The sequence below is a fragment of the Sphingobium sp. OAS761 genome (assembly GCF_024168485.1).
In the GTDB taxonomy this organism is placed as follows: Bacteria; Pseudomonadota; Alphaproteobacteria; order Sphingomonadales; family Sphingomonadaceae; genus Sphingobium.
Map to the genome: position 1 here is coordinate 1 of NZ_JALJVY010000001.1, position 19,671 is coordinate 19,671.

At 65.0% G+C, this 19,671-nt stretch carries 19 protein-coding genes; 14 read left to right on the forward strand and 5 right to left on the reverse strand.

Annotated features, from left to right (window positions below):
• From J3E64_RS00010 to J3E64_RS00035, 6 genes are all read left to right on the forward strand, one after another.
• Positions 1 to 3,273, forward strand: a 3,273-nt coding sequence (locus tag J3E64_RS00010; protein WP_301286785.1) for a hypothetical protein, incomplete at its 5' end; no start/stop codon positions are given.
• 320 nt (positions 3,274 to 3,593) lie between these two features.
• The gene (locus J3E64_RS00015; RefSeq protein WP_253338311.1) at positions 3,594 to 4,424 is read left to right on the forward strand and encodes a sulfite exporter TauE/SafE family protein; all 831 of its coding nucleotides are present in this window, start codon (positions 3,594 to 3,596) and stop codon (positions 4,422 to 4,424) included.
• 101 nt (positions 4,425 to 4,525) lie between these two features.
• On the forward strand, positions 4,526 to 5,236 hold the full coding sequence (locus J3E64_RS00020; protein WP_253338313.1) for a response regulator transcription factor: 711 nt from the start codon (positions 4,526 to 4,528) through the stop codon (positions 5,234 to 5,236).
• Entirely contained in the window at positions 5,229 to 6,578 is a 1,350-nt protein-coding gene (locus J3E64_RS00025; protein WP_253338315.1) for a HAMP domain-containing sensor histidine kinase, read from the forward strand. Before J3E64_RS00020 ends, J3E64_RS00025 begins: the two co-directional genes overlap by 8 nt.
• Complete coding sequence (locus J3E64_RS00030; protein ID WP_253338317.1) at positions 6,575 to 7,135, forward strand: hypothetical protein; 561 nt, start codon at positions 6,575 to 6,577, stop codon at positions 7,133 to 7,135. Before J3E64_RS00025 ends, J3E64_RS00030 begins: the two co-directional genes overlap by 4 nt.
• Before the next feature lie 171 nt (positions 7,136 to 7,306).
• Entirely contained in the window at positions 7,307 to 7,675 is a 369-nt protein-coding gene (locus tag J3E64_RS00035; protein WP_253338319.1) for a hypothetical protein, read from the forward strand.
• 38 nt (positions 7,676 to 7,713) lie between these two features.
• Here the strand turns inward: J3E64_RS00035 and J3E64_RS00040 are convergent, their stop codons facing one another.
• Positions 7,714 to 8,919: a phosphatidylserine/phosphatidylglycerophosphate/cardiolipin synthase family protein gene (locus J3E64_RS00040; RefSeq protein WP_253339342.1), complete on the reverse strand. Its 1,206-nt coding sequence runs from the start codon at positions 8,917 to 8,919 to the stop codon at positions 7,714 to 7,716.
• Between the two features lie 124 nt (positions 8,920 to 9,043).
• On the opposite strand from J3E64_RS00040, the gene rpoZ reads away from it, so the two are divergent.
• Positions 9,044 to 9,388 carry a DNA-directed RNA polymerase subunit omega gene (gene rpoZ / locus J3E64_RS00045; RefSeq protein ID WP_253338320.1) on the forward strand — a complete coding sequence of 115 codons (345 nt, stop codon included), beginning with the start codon at positions 9,044 to 9,046 and terminating at the stop codon, positions 9,386 to 9,388.
• A 79-nt stretch (positions 9,389 to 9,467) separates the two neighbouring features.
• Here the strand turns inward: rpoZ and ung are convergent, their stop codons facing one another.
• On the reverse strand, positions 9,468 to 10,157 hold the full coding sequence (gene ung, locus J3E64_RS00050; RefSeq protein ID WP_253338322.1) for a uracil-DNA glycosylase: 690 nt from the start codon (positions 10,155 to 10,157) through the stop codon (positions 9,468 to 9,470).
• Between the two features lie 98 nt (positions 10,158 to 10,255).
• On the opposite strand from ung, the gene bla reads away from it, so the two are divergent.
• Genes bla through J3E64_RS00065 form a run of 3 tightly spaced genes read left to right on the forward strand, consistent with a single transcriptional unit; the run spans position 10,256 to position 12,837 of the window.
• The gene (bla, locus tag J3E64_RS00055; RefSeq protein WP_253338324.1) at positions 10,256 to 11,296 is read left to right on the forward strand and encodes a class A beta-lactamase; all 1,041 of its coding nucleotides are present in this window, start codon (positions 10,256 to 10,258) and stop codon (positions 11,294 to 11,296) included.
• Between the two features lie 59 nt (positions 11,297 to 11,355).
• Positions 11,356 to 11,721 (forward strand): DUF962 domain-containing protein, encoded by a 366-nt coding sequence (locus J3E64_RS00060; protein ID WP_253338326.1) that lies wholly within the window; start codon positions 11,356 to 11,358, stop codon positions 11,719 to 11,721.
• 45 nt (positions 11,722 to 11,766) lie between these two features.
• Positions 11,767 to 12,837 carry a GNAT family N-acetyltransferase gene (locus tag J3E64_RS00065; RefSeq protein ID WP_253338328.1) on the forward strand — a complete coding sequence of 357 codons (1,071 nt, stop codon included), beginning with the start codon at positions 11,767 to 11,769 and terminating at the stop codon, positions 12,835 to 12,837.
• On the opposite strand, the gene J3E64_RS00070 is transcribed toward J3E64_RS00065, so the two are convergent.
• Positions 12,815 to 13,684 carry a cupin-like domain-containing protein gene (locus J3E64_RS00070; protein ID WP_253338330.1) on the reverse strand — a complete coding sequence of 290 codons (870 nt, stop codon included), beginning with the start codon at positions 13,682 to 13,684 and terminating at the stop codon, positions 12,815 to 12,817. The genes J3E64_RS00065 and J3E64_RS00070 overlap by 23 nt on opposite strands.
• Positions 13,681 to 14,802, reverse strand: a complete 1,122-nt coding sequence (locus J3E64_RS00075) for a GNAT family N-acetyltransferase (RefSeq protein ID WP_253338332.1) — start codon at positions 14,800 to 14,802, stop codon at positions 13,681 to 13,683. Before J3E64_RS00075 ends, J3E64_RS00070 begins: the two co-directional genes overlap by 4 nt.
• Positions 14,803 to 14,931: 129 nt before the next feature.
• Between J3E64_RS00075 and J3E64_RS00080 the strand changes: the two genes are divergently transcribed.
• The 4 genes from J3E64_RS00080 (at position 14,932) to J3E64_RS00095 (ending at position 18,636) form a co-directional block, all read left to right on the forward strand.
• On the forward strand, positions 14,932 to 15,933 hold the full coding sequence (locus J3E64_RS00080; RefSeq protein WP_253338334.1) for an NAD-dependent epimerase/dehydratase family protein: 1,002 nt from the start codon (positions 14,932 to 14,934) through the stop codon (positions 15,931 to 15,933).
• A gap of 290 nt (positions 15,934 to 16,223) precedes the next feature.
• Positions 16,224 to 17,234: a KpsF/GutQ family sugar-phosphate isomerase gene (locus tag J3E64_RS00085; RefSeq protein ID WP_253338336.1), complete on the forward strand. Its 1,011-nt coding sequence runs from the start codon at positions 16,224 to 16,226 to the stop codon at positions 17,232 to 17,234.
• Positions 17,231 to 18,040: a 3-deoxy-manno-octulosonate cytidylyltransferase gene (gene kdsB, locus J3E64_RS00090; protein WP_301286923.1), complete on the forward strand. Its 810-nt coding sequence runs from the start codon at positions 17,231 to 17,233 to the stop codon at positions 18,038 to 18,040. Before J3E64_RS00085 ends, kdsB begins: the two co-directional genes overlap by 4 nt.
• Positions 18,041 to 18,045: 5 nt before the next feature.
• Positions 18,046 to 18,636: a histidine phosphatase family protein gene (locus J3E64_RS00095; protein WP_253338340.1), complete on the forward strand. Its 591-nt coding sequence runs from the start codon at positions 18,046 to 18,048 to the stop codon at positions 18,634 to 18,636.
• Here the strand turns inward: J3E64_RS00095 and J3E64_RS00100 are convergent.
• Entirely contained in the window at positions 18,633 to 19,670 is a 1,038-nt protein-coding gene (locus tag J3E64_RS00100) for an LD-carboxypeptidase (protein ID WP_253338342.1), read from the reverse strand. The two genes, J3E64_RS00095 and J3E64_RS00100, sit on opposite strands and share 4 nt — an antisense overlap.
• Position 19,671 lies beyond the last annotated feature (1 nt).

Sequence of the window (19,671 nt, forward strand, 5' to 3'; positions counted from 1 at the left end):
ATCGCCGACATCGACCGCGACCTCACCCTGACCTCCGCCGACCTGGTGGTGGAATTCGCCCCCGGCACGGTCGCCGACATCCAGATGTCCGACTTTGTGAACGATCCGTTCCGCCGCATTGTCGGGACGCCGCAGGACAATGTCTTCGTCGATACCGACGACAGCCACATTTATTACGGCGTCGACGGCAACGACACGATCAGCGGCAACGGTGGCAACGATCAACTGTTCGGCGGCGCAGGAAACGACCTGATCACCGGCGGGCAGGGCAACGACTATCTGAACGGGGGCGAAGGCGACGACGACCTGTCGGGCGGCGCGGGAACCGATACGCTGTACGGCGAAGGCGGCAATGACATCATCCGCGGCGGCGACGACGCCGACTCCATCTACGGCGGCCTGGGCAATGACGAATTGCGCGGCGAATTCGGCGCGGACTGGATCAACGGAGAAGCCGGCGACGACCGCATCTATGGCGGCGCAGACAATGACACGCTGAACGGCGACGCGGGCAACGACTATATCGACGGCGGCGACGGCAACGACACCGTTTACGGCGGCGGCGACGATGACGAGATCGTCGGTGGCGCGGGCGACGATAATCTGAACGGCGATGCCGGCGATGACATATTGCAGGGTGGTGAGGGCAACGACACGCTTACCGGCTCGGACGGGTATGACGTCGCCAGTTACGTCGGCGGCAACACTGCGATCAGCATCGATCTGAATGCAGCGTCCAACGTCTACACGCTGGGCGGCAATATGGGCACTGATACGCTGTTGACTATCGAAGGCGTTATAGGCACGGCCTATAATGACACGCTGCTGGGCACATCCGGCACCAACATCTTCGAAGGCGGTGCCGGCAACGACGTGATGGACGGTCGCGGCGGCGTCGACACATTGAGCTATGCGCGTGCGACAGCCGGGATCACCGTGTCGCTGGCGGTAACGGCGGCGCAGAATACCGGCGGAGCGGGTGTCGATACGATCAGCAATTTCGAAAATGTGACCGGGTCTGCTTATAATGACGCCATAACCGGATCGTCGGCGAACAACCTGCTGGTCGGCGGCCTGGGCAATGACAGCCTGTCCGGCGGCAATGGCGAGGATATATTGCGGGGCGGCGAGGGCGCTGACACGCTGAACGGCGATGGCGGCGACGACACGCTGTACGGCGACGCTGGTAATGACACGCTGAACGGCGGAGCGGGCATCGACATCCTCTATGGCGGCGCCGGCGCGGACAGCATCAGCGGCGGATCCGAAGACGATCGCGTCTATGGCGAGGCGGGCGACGACATTATCGATGGCGGCGACGGCAACGACATCATCCTGGGCGGCGAGGGCAACGATTATATCGACGGCGGCATCGGCGCGGACGACATGGCCGGCGGCCTGGGCGACGATGTCTACATTGTCACCAGCGTTAACGACATCGTCAGCGAAGCCGCTGATGAGGGCACTGACGAGGTGCGCACCAACCTGGTCACCTATGCGCTGGGCGTATATGTCGAAAAGCTGACCGGTATGCGGATTGCAGGGCAGACGCTGACCGGAAATGGCCTGGATAACGTCATTACCGGTGAGGCGGGCAATGATGTCATCAACGGCGGCGGCGGTGCCGACAGGATGATAGGTGGTGGGGGCGACGATCTCTACTATGTCAATGATGCCGGGGACCTGGTGGTCGAGCTTGGAAACGGCGGCACCGATACCGTCAACGCCTCCATCAGCTATGCAATTCTGGGCACCTATGTCGAGAATCTCACGCTGACGGGCACGGCCAACATCGACGGAACCGGCAACAGCCTGGCCAACATCGTTAAGGGTAACAACGGCAACAATGTGCTGACCGGCGGGGCAGGGGACGACACGCTGATCGGTGGTTTGGGCAACGACACGCTGGACGGCGGCGCAGGCGTCGACACCATGAACGGCGGCGCGGGCCATGACATCTATATCGTCGATAACATCAATGACGTGGTCGTCGAAGGCGCCAACCAGGGCACGGACGAGGTACGCACGTCGCTGAGCACCTATACACTGGGCAATAATCTGGAGAAGTTGACCGCGATCACCAACGCAGGGCAGGTGCTGATCGGCAACGGCGTCGCCAACCGCATGACCGGCGGCGACGGCAATGACACGCTGGACGGCAAGGCCGGTGCCGACGTCATGATTGGCGGTAAGGGCAACGATACCTACGTCGTAGATCATGTCAGCGAAACAGTGACGGAACTGGCCGGCGAAGGTATCGATACGGTTCAGACCGCACTCGCCAGCTATGTGCTCGCGGATAATGTCGAAAATCTGGTGGGAACCGGCAATGCAGGACAAGGCCTGACAGGTAACGGGCTGGCCAACGACATTAGCGGCGGCTCTGGCAATGACACGATCGACGGGGGTGCCGGCATCGACACGATGCGTGGTGGATTGGGCGATGATATTTACGTCATTGACGATAGCGCTGACATTATCATCGAAACCAATATCGGTGGCATCGATCTGGCACAGGCGTCCGTCAGTTATAGTCTTGCCGGTGTCTATGTCGAAAACCTTACGCTGACGGGTAGCGCGAACATCAACGGCACCGGCAACGGCCTGGCCAATATCCTGACCGGCAACAGCGGTAACAATGTTCTAAACGGGGGAAGCGGTGCGGACAATATGAGCGGCGGCGCCGGCGATGACCTCTACATCGTCGACAATGGCGGCGATGTGATCATTGAAACGGCCGGTAACGGCAACGATACCATCAACGCGTCGGTGACATATTCGTTGGGCGGCATCTATGTCGAAAACCTGACGCTGACCGGATCCGCGAATATCAACGGGACGGGCAACAGCCTCGACAATATCCTGATCGGCAATAACGGCGCCAACATGCTGAATGGCGGCACCGGCAACGACATCATCAGCGGCGGCGGCGGCAACGATACGTTGACCGGCGCCGCGGGGCAGGACATCTTCCGCTTCGACACGGCGACTGGCGCTGGCAATGTCGACACGATCACCGATTTCAAAGTGATCGACGACACGATCGAACTGGCTTCGTCGATCTTCACCGCGGCTGGTCCGGCAGGAACGCTGGCAGCCGGTGCGTTCCGGATCGGATCGGCGGCGTTGGATGCGGATGACCGGATCCTCTACAACAGCGCGACAGGCGACTTGTTTTATGATGCCAACGGCAACGCGGCGGGCGGATCGGTGCTGATCGCGCACATGGCCACCGGCCTTGCGCTGACCAACGCGGATTTCGTGATCGGGTGATCGCACAAAGGCCGGCGGATCACCATCCTCCGGACCATGACGCTGAGCCGGCCTGTCCCTTGTCAGGCCGGCTCTTTGTCGTTGTGACTCTTGCGCGGCGTCGACTTTCGGGGGGCCGGGGCGGAAAGGGGTGCGGATTGGCAGCGCTCGTTCGTCTAGCTGACCGGGAGCCCGTGACAACATGGCTCTTCTGACAGGATCCGCCGAAGAGAGGCATGGTTTAACGACATGGTCGACATCACTTCATCCACCGCCTTGACCATTCAGGGCGAAAGCAACAGCATGGCCGCCGGTCCGGCGCTGGAACGGGAGGCGCGCTAATGCACGGCGATGTCATGACCTGGCTTGTTCCACTCGTAGGGATGCTCTGCGCGGGCCTGTTCGCCGGCTTCGCCGCCGGCATCTTCGGCATCGGCGGCGGCTTTGTCGTCGTGCCGGCGCTGTTCGTCGTGCTGCCATTGCTGGGCGGCACGCATGAAGCCGTAGCGCATGTGGCCATCGGCACGTCGGCGGCAACCATCATCGTCACCTCCATCCGGTCGCTGCTGGCCCACGCCAAGCGCGGGGCGGTGGAGTTCGAGGTGCTCAAGGCCTGGGCGCCATGGATCATCCTGGGCGACGGGCTGGGCGTGCTGCTCGCCGGCCATGTCGACGGCCATATCCTCACCATGATCTTCGCCGTCGGCGTGTTCCTGATGTCGCTCAACTTCCTGCTGCCCAAGGTCGGCGGCAAGGTGATCAGCGACACCATGCCTTCGGGTATCGCCCGCGTCGGCATCGCCGGCGGGCTGGGCACCTTTTCCGCGTTGCTGGGTATCGGCGGCGGGACCATCGCCATCATGGTCATGACCCTGTGCGGCCGTTCGATCCACCGGGCGATCGCCACGGCGTCGGGCATCGGCACGCTGATCGCCATCCCGAGCGCCATCGGCTTCGCGATCATCGGCATCGGCGAAGCCGGCCTGCCATGGGGCTCGCTCGGCTATGTCAACGTGCCCGCCACGCTGGCGATCGCGTCCATGTCGATCCTGACCGCCCCGCTCGGCGTCGCAGTGGCCCACGCCATGCCGGCCGCGCCGCTCAAGAAGGTCTTCGGCGTTTATCTGGTCGTCATCGCCTTCGTGATGTTCCGCAACGCGATGAAGGTGTAACCGGCGCGGCCACCCCCCGTTCCATGACGGGCCGCCAGTGCGAGGCTTAACAGGCTTTGTCACTGGCGGCCTTTGCCATTATCGCTATGTCGGGGGGCAAGATGGCGCAGACTGACCGGATTTCCGTATTGCTCGTGGAAGACGATGTCGCAGCGCGCGCGACCATTCTGGAAATATTGGCCGGCGCCGGAATGGCGGTGGAGGATGTGGGCGACGGCGCGGCGGGTCTGCATCGCGCGGGCAGCGGGGACCACGACGTCATCATCCTGGACAGGATGCTGCCCCAATTGTCGGGCATTGAGATCGTCACCAAGATGCGCATGGCGGGCGTGGGTGCGCCGGTGCTGATGCTGTCGGCGCTGGGCCGTAGCGAACATCGGGTCGAGGGTCTGGAAAGCGGCGTCGACGATTATCTGGCCAAGCCGTTCGAACCTGAGGAACTGGTCGCGCGCGTTCGCGCGCTGTGGCGGCGCGCCAGCAGCCGCAGCCATGAGCCTGTCCTGTTGTTCGGCGACCTGGAATGCCATGTGAAGGCGCGCACCGCGTTTCGGCAGGGCCGGCATCTGGCGCTGTCGCCCAAGGAATTCGACCTGTTCCGCTATCTGATGGACCATGCCGGTGAAGTGGTCACGCGCGAGATGCTGCTGCGTCACGTGTGGAAGCTCAGCTTCGATCCGCAAACCAATGTGGTCGACGTCAATGTCGGCCGCCTGCGGCGCAAGCTGGAGGAAGGGTTCGACACGCCAGTCCTGGAAACCGTGTGGGGCACCGGTTACCGGCTGATCGCCCGGAATGCGCGGGGCGGTGGTTAAACCCGGCCTTTTACGGTCCGTCTTCGGTCGGGTAACGCTGTCGGCACTGCTGGTCAGCCTGCTGTCCACCCTGGCCCTGTTCCTGGTGGTGCGGCAGATCGTTGCCGAGGACGGGCGCGCCCGCCTCGCGCGGGAGGTCGACACCGACCTTGCCGGGTTGGCGGATATCTATGTAAGCGGCGGCGACCACGAGTTGCGTGCCCGCATAGCCGACCGCCTTGGCGTCGAGCGGGAGGATGGCGAGCGAAGCTGGTATATGCTTGTCGATGGGCAGGGACATGTCCTGGCGGGCAATCTGAAGCGGTGGCCCGCCGTATCGCCGCAACGGTCGGAAACCGGTTTCGTCGTCCTGCCGGGCGGTGAACGGATGTTCGCGCGGGCGACGCGGCTCGGTCCCGGCGCAAGACTGGTCGTGGGACGCAGCGACGATCGGGGACAGGCTTTGCTGGAACGGCTGGCCGCCGCATTCGCCGTGGCGGGCGCCGTCATCGCGCTGTTCAGCCTTGCCGCCGGTCATTTTGCCGCGCGGCGCCTGCGCGAACGGGTGGAGGCGGTCAACGCCACCTTCGCGACGGTGCGGGCCGGACAGATAGGCGCGCGCGCCGCCGGGGCGGGCCAGGGCGATGAACTGGCTGAACTGGCGGCCAATACCAACAGCATGCTCGATCAGGTCGAACGCCTGATCGAGGCGCAGCGGGCGATATCGGATCAGACGGCCCATGAAATCCGGACGCCGCTGATGCATCTGGACACGCGGTTGCTCAAGGCGATGGAAACGACCGGCGACGGCATGTTGCTGGCGATGCTCGGCCAGTCGCGCGCGGAACTGCGCGGCGTGGTGCGTCTGCTCGATTCGCTGCTCGACATCGCGGGTACGCAGGCCTTGCGCGGCGATCGCCGGGGGCTGGGCGAGATCGACCTGAGCGACATCGCCGAGAGGATGGCCGACCTTTACGGTGCCAGCGCCGAGGAACTGGGTATCGGCTTTCACGCCCGGATCGCCCCCCGCGTGATGTTGCGCGCCGATCCCATGCAGATGACCCGGCTGCTGACCAACCTGCTCGACAATGCCTTCAAATATGTGCCCAGCGGCGGGTCGGTGCTGCTGGAACTGTCGGCGGGTCCGCAGATCGTGGTGCAGGATGACGGAGCGGGCATTCCCCCGACCGACCGGAAGCGGGTTTTCGAGCGCTATGTGCGACTGGACAATGGCGCGGGAACGGGGCATGGACTGGGCCTTGCTCTTGCCATGGCCATCGCGCAGCGGCATGAGCTGTCGCTTCATGTCGAGGATGCCGCGCCCGGCGCGCGCTTCGTTATCCGGCCCGAGAGGGGATCATGATCGGTTCGATGCTGTCCGCTCTCATGCTCGCCGCGTCGCCGCCCGTTCCGGCCCGGAACGCCGTGCCGGCCGACCCGGTTTTGCGTACCCTGCTTCACGGGGACGTCGCGCAGGCCAGCGGCGATCATGCGGCCCTGCTCGACACCGCGCAACTGCTCGCTACATTGGGCGCGACACCGCTGGAGGGTCAGCCGGACCTGGCTGCGGTCTGGACGCAGGAGGCGAATGTCCATGGCGTGAAGCGGGCCGCGCTCGCATTCAGGGGGCGTGCCCTGGGGCCGGCCTACCGGCGCGGATCGCTCGTTCCGGGCGGAACCCTGTCCATGTTTCAACTCTTCCTGGGCGGCCAGCGCGCGCGCATCTCGATTGCGCCGGCGGGCGACAACAGCAAGCTGTCGATAAGGGTGCAGGGGCAAAGCGGTGAAACGCTGTGTGACAAGCCGGTCGAAACCGCGCAGGCGGATTGCGCCTGGATGCCGACATTTACGGATCGCTACACGATCACCATCGAAAATGGCGGCGAAGCGGCGGCAAGCTTCTTCCTTGTCCTTAGATGATCACAAGATACTGATTCTAAATAATAATATATAAAAATTGAGCGCAATCGCTGCTCGGTCCGTCGCTCTGCGCGCTCGTCCCATCCATTCTGCACATCCGTTCAGGCGAAAAAGCCATGGGTCGGTGCGTTGATGCGCCATGGTTCAGATCAGCAAAGAGGAGAAGAACCCATGTTTCATTCGAAGCTTTGTGTCGCCGCCCTTGTCGCCGGACTCACGCCTGTCGCGGCGTTCGCGCAAACTGATGCCGGGCCGGAAAGCTATGAAGAGCAACTGGCCCATGTCGAGGACCAGCTCGTCTATCAGGCTCCCATCGCCGGGGTCGAGAATGACTATTGGTTCAATTATCAGACCGACCTTGCCGAGGCCCGCAAGGAACTGACCAAGGACTTGCGCCGGTCGACCGACGCGGAGGATAATCGCGACGCGTGGGAGGAATATCGGTCCGAACTGGCCGATGCGCGGGGCGATTATGCCAAGGAGATGGCCGAAAAGGGCTATCCCATCGGCGAGGTTCGCGTGGTTGGTACCGGTCGCTGACATAATGCGGTGCGGGGACGACGTTCGCGACGTCCCCGTCAGTCGCTGTCGGGATCGCGGAAGTTGAGGCGCCGGGTCACAGTATAGTCCAGCACCCCGACCAGCAGGTAGCTGATCCATCGTTTCAGCAGGACCAGCGGTGTCCGTTCGGCATTATGGGCCTCCGGCGTCACGCGCCGGCTTTCCCGCGCCTCCCCGTCGATGAACTGCCGAACAGTGCGGGCCAGAGCGGCATCCTCGATACGCAGCATGACTTCCAGATTCAGAAACAGGCTGCGCATATCGAAATTGGCCGATCCGATGAAGACCGCATCGTCGATCACGAACAGCTTCATGTGCAGCTTGCAGGGCTGATATTCGTAAATTTCGACGCCGCGCCGCAGCAGCGGTCCATAAAGCAGGCGGGCGGCCGCGACGGTCGCGCCATTGTCCGACCTGACCGGCAGGATGATCCGCGCGCCATCGCGTCGAGCGGCCCGCGCGATGCGGCGAAGCATGCCGGCACCCGGAGAGAAATAGGCCGCGATCATGTCCAGCCGCTGCGCCCTTTCCAGATCATGCTTGACCACCTGCGCCCAGGGGCTCAGCCGCCTTGTCGGCCCGCCGATAAGCCAGCGAAACGGCCCGGCCGGTTCGTGGTGAAGCGAAGGGTTCCAGCTTCGCACCATGCGGCGCAGGGTCCGGAACCGCTGCCTTCTGGTCGACACCCAGCGCCATAGCTGCCCATACCAGCGGGTCATCGCCTCCACCTGATCGCCTTCGATCCACAGGCCGATGTCGCGCCAGCAATCTTCGGGTGGCACCCCGAAATAGCCGTCCTCCACATTGAACCCGCCCATCAGCATCCGATGGTCGTCGGCGATTGCCATCTTCTGGTGATTGCGGATCAGGTACCGGGTGGACCGCCGCGCGCCGAACCGGCCGAACTGGCCGCCGGCATCCACCAGGGGAGAGAAGAAATCGTCGGGCGTCCGGCTCGATCCGAAAGCGTCGATCATCAGCGTGACCGCGACGCCCCGCCGGCGTGCCGCGATCAGGGCGTCGCGCACCAACCGTCCGCTTTCGTCGGCGGCGAAGATATAATAATAGAGTTTCAGGCTGTTCCGCGCCTGTTCGATCAGGTCGATCAGCGCATTGCGCAGATCCACCCCCCGGGTGATCAGGCGCAGGCGATTGCCCGCCAGCGTCGTGCTGGCGCCATCGCTCCGTTCGATCGCCGCTGTTGTCGGCTCGCTGTCCGCCATCGGTCCTTCATGCCCGTTCCCGACCTGCCTGGCCACGACTTTGTGGCCTTTTCATTGACTCCGGGGGGCATCGCTGCTAGGCGGCCGGTTCACGATTATCCATTCGTACAGTCAGGAGGCCCTGTTGGCCCGCGTTACCGTCGAAGATTGCGTCGACAAGGTTACCAACCGCTTTGATCTCGTCCTTCTCGCCGCCCAGCGCGCGCGGGAGATTTCCGGCGGCGCCGAGCTGACCGTCGATCGCGACCGTGACAAGAATCCGGTCGTGGCGCTGCGCGAGATCGCCGACGAGACCGTTCTGCCTGACGAACTCCACGATTCGCTTGTCGGGTCGTTGCAGAAGGTGCAGGTTGACGACGACGATACGCCTGACGAAATCGGCTCGATCGCCCAGTCGGCGGAGGCGCTGCGCCTGACCGCCGCGGCACCGCCGCGTAACCAGAATATCGGCGGCGACTACGACGGCTGATTGCCGGATCAGTTTGGAGAGGGAATGAGGCCCGGCCTGCTCACGCAGGACCGGGCCTCGATATATTCGGCCGCTGCCTTCATTCGAGGGGCGGCAGCGCCCAGTCTATCGTGCCGCGCCCATTTTCCTCCAGAAAGGCGTTGGCGCGCGAGAAATGACGGCAGCCCAGAAAGCCGTTATGCGCCGACAGCGGCGAGGGATGAGCCGCCTTGAGCACCAGATGCCGGCCCTGTTCGACGAAACCCGCCTTTCGCCGCGCATGGGCGCCCCATAGCAGGAACACGACCGGATCCGTCTTTTGCGCGACCAGCCTGACGACGGCGTCGGTGAACGGTTCCCATCCCTTGCCCTGATGCGAAGCGGCGCGACCCATTTCCACCGTCAGGACGCTGTTGAGCAGCAGCACGCCCTGTCGTGCCCAATGGTCCAGAAAGCCGTGGCGCGGCCGCGCTATGCCCAGGTCGGCGTTCAGTTCCTTGAAGATATTGACGAGCGACGGCGGGGTGCGGACGCCGGGCTGCACCGAAAAGCACAGGCCATGCGCCTGCCCTTCGCCATGATAGGGGTCCTGCCCCAGAATCACGGCCCTGACCTGGTCCAGCGGCGTCAGGTCGAGCGCGCGGAAATATTCGCTGCCTTTGGGAAAGACGCGCTTGCCGGCCGCTTTCTCCGCCGCGAGAAAGGTCTTGAGCGCGCGCATGTGCGGCGCGGTAAACTGGTCGGCCAGGGGCCCGCGCCAGCTTTCGTGCAATGTGACGGTTCCGCTCATCCGGGCAGATGGCGCGTGTCGCCGCATGCTGTCAACGACGCTTGCCCGATGGGGGCAAACGGACTTGCCTCCGGCTGCGCGATCCGCGAAGACAGGTCATGCTCCTGATGCGTATTGTTCATGCCCTCGCCGCCGTCGGCCTGTTCCTCGCGCCCCTGCCCAGCGCCGATGCCTTCGGGCCGCCGCCCAGGAGCATGGTGCAGCAACATGCCGAAGACCGGTTGCTGGGCGAGTTCGCGCGTTTCGCGGCCTTGTCGGACGGCACCGTAGGCATTGCGGTGCGCGATCTTCAGACCGGAGAAACGCAATCGCTGAACGGCGACATGCTGTTCCCCATGGCGAGCGCCTACAAGGTCGCCGTTGCGGGCCGCATATTGTCTCTGGTCGACAAGGGGGAGTTGCGGCTGGACGAGGAACTGGTGCTGGACCCCGCGCTGGCGAGCGAGGGCGGCATCGCATGGATGTTCGCGCGACCGGGCGCCACCCTGCCGGTCGAACGACTGCTCGTCCTGATGCTGACGCGCAGCGACAATAACGCCACGGACGTGCTCGTGGCGCGGGCCGGCGGGCCGCAGGCGGTCAGCGCGTTCGTGGCGGGGCTGGGCGTCACCGGGATGCGGGTGGACAGCGATACCGCCCATCTTCTGTATCGCGCCATGGGGATCAGCCCGCTGTCGGGCAGTTTCCGCCAGAATGCCGAAGCGGCACGTCGCGCCGACCCGTCCATCCGTCTGCGCGACATGCGCGACCTGCCCAATGAAGACTTCGCGCTCGACCCGCGCGACACGTCGACGCCGGTAGCGATGCTGGATCTGCTGACGGCCTATGAGTCGGGCCGCGCGCTATCGGCGTCGAGCACCGAAAAGCTGTTCAGCATCATGATCGCGTGCGAGACCGGCAAGGCGCGACTGGCCGGCATGTTGCCGCCCGGCACGATCCTGGCGCACAAGACGGGGTCGCTCAACGGCATCGGCAACGATGTGGGCGTCGTGCGGCTTCCCGACGGCCGGATGTTCGCGATCAGCGTTTTCGTGATGAAAGACAGCAAGGGTCATGTGCAGCGCGATCGTATCATCGCCGAAGCCGCGCGTGCGGCCTATGATTATTTCCAGTTCGCGCCGCGCCGCGCGACGTCCTGACATAAGACGCTTAACTTATGTCAATTGTCGCGCTATTAAGCGCGACTGTGAGGTAGCCTGTGAAAGTCGTGACCCGATTTCGTGATTTCTGGCCCTATTATTTGCAGGAACATGCGCGCCCCGGCACGCGTGCGCTGCATTATGCGGGAACCAGCCTGGTCGTCGGCCTGCTGGCGCTCCTGCCGGCGGCGGGCCACTGGTGGCTGGCGATCGCGCTGCCGCTGGCCGGATATGGCTTCGCCTGGGCCGGACATGGGCTGATCGAACGGAACCGGCCGGCGACCTTTCGCTATCCCCTCTGGTCGCTGAGGGCCGATTTCGTGATGTGGCAGCGGTTTATGACAGGCCATATCGGGCGAGATCTGGCGCGTGCCGGCGTGCGCGGCGACGGCACCGTCGATCCCGCCAGACGCATTTCCATCTGACGCGATCGCTTGACCGCGCCCGGCGCTCTGCCACAAGGGGGCGCGATGGCCCTGACCGCGACCTTTTCCCTGCTGCCCGACCGCGCGTCGCTGGCACGCCGCTGGAAGGCGGTCGAATCGGCGGCGTATGCATCCTTTTTCCTGGGCTGGACCTGGACCGGTGCCTGGCTCGACAGCTACGGCGTTGCGCCCGAATTGCTGGCGGTCGTCGACGGGGAGGGCAGGGACGTCGCGCTTGCGCTGTTCGGCCGGGCGATGAAGCCGCGCCTGCTGGGCCGGGTCGCGACGCTCAGCCTGAACCAGTCGGGCGATCCGGTCGCCGACCGGCCCTATGTCGAATATAACGGCCTTTTGGCCGTCACCGGGCGGGAAGCGGAATGCGAAGCCGCGATGATCGCCGCGCTGGACCGTCGTCGCGACTGGCGCGCGCTGCGGCTGAGCGGTGTCCGTCCCGGCACGTCGATGACAGGCCTGCCGGCGCGCCGCCGCATACGCACCGACATCTCGCCCGTCTACCAGGCCGATCTGGATGCCGTCCGCGCGGCCAGGGGCGACTATCTGTCGCTGCTGAGCGCCAATACGCGCAGCCAGATCCGCCGTGCGATGAAGGATCATGGCGGCGCGTTGCCGGCCGTGGCGGTCGCCGGCCTGGACGATATCGACCCGTGGCTTGCCGAAATGGCGGCGCTCAATCAGGGGCGCCACGCCGACAATGCCTGGGATGACGAGGGGTTTCGCCGTTTCGTTGCGACGATCGCGGCGCGCGGCCTGCCCACGGGCGAGGTCGAACTGCTGCGCTTTGCCGACGAGGGCGGCGTGGCGGGTTTGCTCGTCAACTTCATCCATCGCGACGTGGCGATGAACTACCAGTCCGCCTTCGCCGATCCGCGCGGCGGCAAGGACAAGCCGGGCTTGCTGTGCCATGCGGCGGCGGTCGGTCATTATGCCGGACGGGGCCTGTCCCGCTATTCGCTGCTTGCGGGCAAGGACCGCTACAAGCAGAGCCTCGCCACCTGCGAGGAGGCGCTGGAATGGTGGCTGGTCGAACGGTTCGCGCCCCGGCTGGAACTGGAGGCGCTGGCCCGGCGCCTGCTCAGGCGCCCAGCTTCCGCATGACGCGATAGACGAAGCGGCGAACCCCCTGCGCTTCGGGCCGCTGTCCGACCGTGCCCACCGGCAGCCCACGCCGTCGCAGCAGCGCGTTGAAGCTGTGGAGTTCGCCTTCCGCCACGGATCGTTCCGATCGCCAGGTTACGGAAAGGCTGACCGAAACGGCCGGGCCGTTCTCCACGAAATGCGGCGCCTTGACCGGGACGTGGATGGCATCGCCCGGCGCCAGCGGCCAGGCTGTCCCGCGCGACTTGAACCCGTCCTGCCATGTCAGGTTGCGATGCCCGCCATTGTGGAAATCCTCGCTTTTGCGGGCGGGAACCAGATTCTCGTCGCGGGCAGGAAAGACGGTCATCGTCTTCGTTCCCATGATCTGGAGCAGGATATTATGCTCCGGGTCCATGTGGAACGGCGTCACGCTGCCGGGCGACGTCAGAAATATGAAGGCCTCGCGGTGCAGCATCGGGCCCGTCGCCTTCGCGACGATCGGTTCCAGCTCCGCGAGTGCCGCATCCAGCAGCGCGCCATAGGCGGCATCCCGCTCGACATTCTTCAGGACAGCCCAACTGCCGTTGATTTCGATCGTGCGGATGGTTTCGCCCAGCGTCAGCCCGTTGGAGGGCGTATCCTCCGGCCGCACTCCCAGCGGCAGCTTGCCCAGATTATATTCGACCGAGGATGACGGCATCCGTTCGGCCAGCGCGGCGAGCGCGTCCAGGCCCAGCAGCGGATGGCCGACAAGTTCGTGGGTCAGCCGCACCGGCTGGTCGGGATAGGCCGCGGCGAAAGTCGCGCGCGCGCTGTCCGGGAAAGTGGACGCCCCGGCGGGCGCTATGGGGCTATGGGCAGTCATCCCTGTCCTTTCAGCAGGCTGGCAAGCGCCTCGATTCCGTTGGCGGCGTGGAAGGCGGCGGCGCGGCGAAGTCGGACCATGCCCGATCCGCGCAGCGCGATACGATATTGGACGATGCTGCGCCGCTCGGCCCACAGGCTGTCGATCATCGGATGATCGGGGGCGGCGCAACTGTCCATCCAGCCGATCGCGGGATCGGATTGCACGGCGTGAAGATTGGCGATCTCTATCAGGACGCCAGGGGAAAATCGGCCCAGTTCCTCATCGATCGCGATCTTGAAGGAAAAGGCACCGTTGCCATGGCGGAAATTGACCAGCATGGCGATTGCCCGGCCGTCAAGATCGAGCCGCAGGAAGTGCAGCCGCCCATGGTCGAGCGCGGATGCGCAGGCGGCGCGGAAGAAGGCGGCGTCGGACGGCTTGCACGACAGGGCGGTGCCCTGCCGGCCTTTCCAGCCGGACGCTTCCAGCGCCAGGAAATCGCCGCACCAGCGCGCCAGTTCCGTCCGGTCGGCCAGCAATCGGGTTTCGACCGTCCCCATGTCGGCAAGCCGTTTCTGCAAGCGCCGCAATTCCTTGCGTTTCTTGGCGCGGACATGGGTTTCCCAATATTGGTCGGCGTCGAGGTCGGATCGCAGCATGGCGCGGTCGTAGCGATGGATTTCGCGCCAGCCGCGCCGCTGTTCCACGCACAGCGCCTCGATCGCGGCGGCATTGGCGCCGGCCGCGTCGATGCTTTCGAGGTGAAGAAAGCCCCGTGCCCACGGCGCTGCGTCCAGTTGCGCCAGGAAATCCCGCCAGGCTGCGATCTCCGAGCCCCGCTGCACGATCGGAGCGCCGAAAAAACAATGATCGTGCATCCAGTTTGCGGTGCAGGCCAGCGGCAGGCGTCCGTGACGCGGCTGAAGAATGATGGGCAGAACGCCGATCAGCGATCCGCCCGCGTGCGCCTCCACCATCCGGATGGTCGTGCCGTTCGCCAGATGATCGAGCGCCGCGCCCAGCATGTCGGGCGCGTAGAAGGCGTTGGCTTCGGCGGCATCCCGGGCCAGTTGCGCCCAGCGCGAACGGGCGGGCGCGCCGGGGGCCGGCGACGTCGGATGGGATGCCATGTCCATGCCGCCGATCTAACCGGTAAAGATTAGGGAAAGCCTAAGCATTGCCCGTCATGGGGACCGGGTCTTTACATCGGCCATGCTATCGTCACACAGGTGGGGCAGGGCAGCGCCGGCGCGGGAGAAGATGCGATGACGATTTTGGTTACCGGCGCAGCGGGATTTATCGGCATGCATGTTGCCGACCGACTGATGGCGCAGGGGCGCGCGGTGGTCGGGATCGACAATCTGAACGATTATTACCCCGTTTCGCTCAAGCAGGCGCGGCTCGACCGGCTGGCGCAGACGCATGGCCGGCTCTTCACCTTCCATCATCTCGATTTCGCCGACATGGACGCGCTTGGCGCCGCGCTCGACGATCAGGTGATCGAGGCGATCGTGCATCTGGGCGCGCAGGCAGGCGTGCGCTATTCGCTGATCAATCCGCACGCCTATGTCCGGTCCAATCTGGCAGGTCATGTCAACATGCTGGAACTGGCACGCGACCGCCGGGTCCGCCATCTGGTCTACGCCTCTTCTTCGTCGGTCTATGGCGGCAATGACAGCCTGCCCTTCCGTGTCGAGGACCGCGCCGACCATCCGGTGTCGCTCTATGCCGCGACCAAGCGCGCCGATGAACTGATGAGCGAGACCTACGCCCATCTGTTTCGCATACCGATGACCGGCCTGCGCTTCTTCACCGTATATGGCCCGTGGGGCAGGCCCGACATGGCGATGTGGATATTCACATCCAAGATCCTTGCCGGTCAGCCCATTCCCGTATTCAACCACGGCCGGATGCAGCGCGATTTCACCTATATCGACGACATCGTGACCGGCATAGTGGGCTGCCTCGACCATCCCCCTGCCGATGACGGCGCGCCCAAGGCCGGTGGCAGCCGTGCGCCGCACCGGCTCTACAATATCGGGAATAATCAGCCCGAGGAACTGATGCATCTCATCGCCGTTCTGGAAGAGGCGATCGGCATCAAGGCACAGGTGGATTTTCAGCCGATGCAGCCAGGCGACGTCCACGCGACCTATGCCGACATAAGCGCCATTGCGCATGATATCGGCTTTGCGCCCACGACGGGCATCGAGTCGGGCGTGCCGCGATTCGTGCAATGGTATCGCGATTACCACCGCAGCCGCTAACAGGCGCACGCACGAGAAGGAAAAAGGCTGCGCAGATCGTCGTGATTTATATGCGTTCTGTCGCGCGATTATCCTGATTTAATGACATGCGTCTCTGTGAAATCTCTTTCGCACCTGCAAAATAGATTGCCATAAGTGGCTGAAAGGGCGTAGACAGTTCATCCATACCGGATGCAAGGCCGGTCGGGGGTCGCTGAACGAGGAAGACTTTGCGTCGTTAAACGGCGATCGGTCGACGCTTGCGCGCACGGATCAAGGGCCGGCGCAAAAGCGTAGAAAAGGGTAAGCGCGTGTCGACAATTGCATCCAAGATCGTCCCCTTCGGTTCGGGCGGGCGCATCATCGATACCGCATGCCGCAGCCTGTCGGTTGCCGCCAGCGGTCTTGCTGCGCTGGAAGCCCGCTTCGCAGAACGGGATTTCTCCGCAAACTTCCTGCGTCTGGTGGGCGTGATGATGGGCGTTCGCGGACGCGTCATCGTGACCGGCATCGGCAAGAGCGGTATCGTCGCCCGCAAGATGACGGCGACACTGACATCGACCGGAACTCCGGCCATCTTTCTGCATCCCGCCGACGCCGGGCATGGCGACCTTGGCATGGTCACGCCCGACGACGTCGTGCTGATGCTGTCCCATTCGGGCGAATCCACCGAACTCGGCCCGATCATCCAATATTGCAAACGCTTCGCCATTCCCCTGCTTGCAATGACGGCGCGCGCGCACAGCACCGTGGCGCAGGCGGCCGACATCTGCATCCTGATGCCCGACGTGCAGGAAGCCTGCCCCAATGCGCTGGCGCCCACGACGTCGACGACCGTGCAAATGGCGTTCGGCGATTCGCTGGCCATCGCGCTGATGGAAATGCGGGGATTTTCGGCGGACGATTTTCACAAATTCCATCCCAACGGCCGGCTGGGCGCGCAACTGGTCAAGGTGCGCGAACTGATGGCGACCGGGCAGGACGTGCCCATGGTGCGCGAGGATGCGTCCTTGCTGGACGCCACTATCGAAATGACGCGCGCGCGGCTGGGCGGGACCGCCATCATCGACCATCATGGCCACCTGATCGGTGCGTTCACCGACGGTGACCTGCGCCGCACGGTGACGGGCAAGCAAAACCTGACAGAGTCCGTCGGCCGTTTCATGACGACGACGCCGCAGGCGGTCAGCCCGGACGAACTTGCATCCGAAGCGCTGCATCTGATGCATGAGCGTAACATCATGCTGCTGTTCGTATGCGACAAGCAGCGGCTGGTCGGGGCGCTGCACATGCATGACCTGCTGCACGCCGGCGTCGCCTGACCCTTCTCGTCGTCATTCCCGCACGGGCCGGGTCGACCCGGTTGCCGCGCAAGCCTCTTCGCCTTATCGCCGGGCGCAGCCTGCTCCATCGCACCATCGCCATGGCCCGCGCTGCCATCGGCACCCGTCCGGCAGTCGCCCTGACGGTCGCGACGGACGACGGCGAAATTGCAGACCATGCCCGCTCTGCCGGTTGCGACGCGGTGATGACCGACAGCGCGATCGGGACCGGGTCCGGCCGCGCGCTCGCCGCCGCCTTGGCGCAGGCCGAACCGCCGCGCCTGGTCGTCAATCTACAGGGCGATTCCCCATTCCAGCCCGAAGGCGCGCTTGCCGCGGTGATCGGCGCGCTGGAGCAGGGCGCCCAGGTCGCCACGCCGGTCATCGCCCTGGATTGGACGGCGCTGGACGCGCTGCGCGACCACAAGACACGGTCCCCCTTCAGCGGGACGAGCTGCGTGCGCGGACCGGACGGGCGGGCATATTGGTTTTCAAAGGCGATCATCCCCGCGATCCGCGATGAGGAGCTGTTGCGCGCCGCCGGTCCGATTTCGCCGATATGGCGCCATGTCGGCCTGTACGGCTATGCATTGGACGCGCTGCGCCGGTTCGAGGCCAGCGCGCCGACCGATCTGGAACGGCTGGAGGGGCTGGAGCAGCTTCGCCTGATCGAACTGGGCATTCCGATCGACACCGTCGCGGTGCCGTCGCCGCTGTTCGACAGTTCGGGCATCGACACCGAAGCCGACATTGCGCGCGTCGAACGCCTGATCGCCGCGCATGGCGATCCGACGCCGCCATTATAGCGCCGATGCGTCGCGCCTTCGTCATTCGCCACGGCAACACGTTCGCCAGCAGCGCGGAGGCACGCCGCGTCGGGGCACGCACCGACATCCCGCTGGTCGAAAGCGGCCATGCGCAGGCGCGGGCGCTGGCCGACTGGTTCGCCGTCCAGGCCCTGCCGGTGCGACGGCTGCTGGTCAGCCCGCTGTTGCGTGCGCGCCAGACGGCGGCGCCGGTCGCGGCGGCACTTGGCCTGCCGTCGCCGCGGGAGGCCGGGTGGCTGGCGGAGATTGATCATGGTCCGGACGAAAACCGCCCCGAGGCCGAAGTGCTGGCCCGGATCGGTGCGTTGGCGCTTGCGGACTGGGAGGAACGCGGGATCGCGCCCGACGGCTGGACCGTCGATGGCGACGCGCGGCTGGCGGCCTGGCGCGCCTTTTTCGCCGAGCCGGGGGAGGGGGTCGACCTGCTGTTCACAAGCAACGGCGCGGCGCGCTATGCGCTGATGGCGCTGGAGCGGCCGCCCGCCAAGCTGCGCACCGGCGCATTCGGTGAACTGACCATCGCCGACGGCAATGCCCGGGTCGAGCGCTGGGACGTGCGCCCTGAAAAACCCTAGCTGACAGCCGGTTCAAGCAGCCTGAGCGTGCCGGCCTGCGCGTCCATTTCCGCGCGGATGCCGATGGGCAGGCTGAACTGGCTGGCAACATGGCCGAACTGGGCGCCCTGAAATGCAGGGATGCCCAGCGGTTCGAGATGCTGTTGCAGCACTTCCGACAGGGTGAAGCCGCCATAGCTTTCCCCACCCGGCGCGCAGTCGGTACACTGGCCGAAAACCACGCCCGCCAACCGCGGCAATATACCGGCCTGGCCCAATTGGGTCAGCATCCGGTCGATCCGGTATGGCTGTTCTCCGATATCCTCGATGAACAGGATCGCGCCCGTGAAATCGGGCAGCCACGGTGTTCCCGCCAGGGCCGACAGCACGGTCAGGTTGCCGCCCAGCAGCCGTCCCGTCGCCTTGCCGGGATGGAAGCAGATGGTCCGTCCGATGCGCTGGACCAGCCGATCCTGCGTGCCCACGGGATTATGATATTCGGCCGCCTGCGCATCGAACGCGACGGCGCGGAAACTGTCCCGGGAAAAGCTGTCCCATCCACTCGACGCCACGGGACCGTGAATGGTGGTGAAGCCGGCCCGGGCGGCAAAGGCCATGTGGAGCGCGGTGATGTCGGAATAGCCGACCAGCAGCTTGGGGTTCGCGCGAATGATGCGGAAATCGAGATGCGGCAGGATGCGGGCGCATCCCCATCCGCCGCGCACGGCGAAAACGGCCTTCACTACGGGATCGGCGTACATCGCGGTTACATCGGCGGCGCGGTCGGCATCCTTGCCCGCCAGATATCCGTAACGGTCCAGCAGATGCGGCGCGCGCCGGGGCGTCAGGCCCATGGCGCGGACGGTATCTTCCACCAGCGCGATGTCGAACGCGTCGTCCGCGAATCCGGCCGGCTGGATCAGCCCGACCGTATCCCCGGCGCGCAGTCGCTGGGGCTTGATCCATGCAGGCGCGACGGCCTGCGCCGCCCGCGTCCTGCTTGCCGCCAGCATCGCACCGGCACCCGCGATCAGGGCGCGCCGATCGATCCGCATG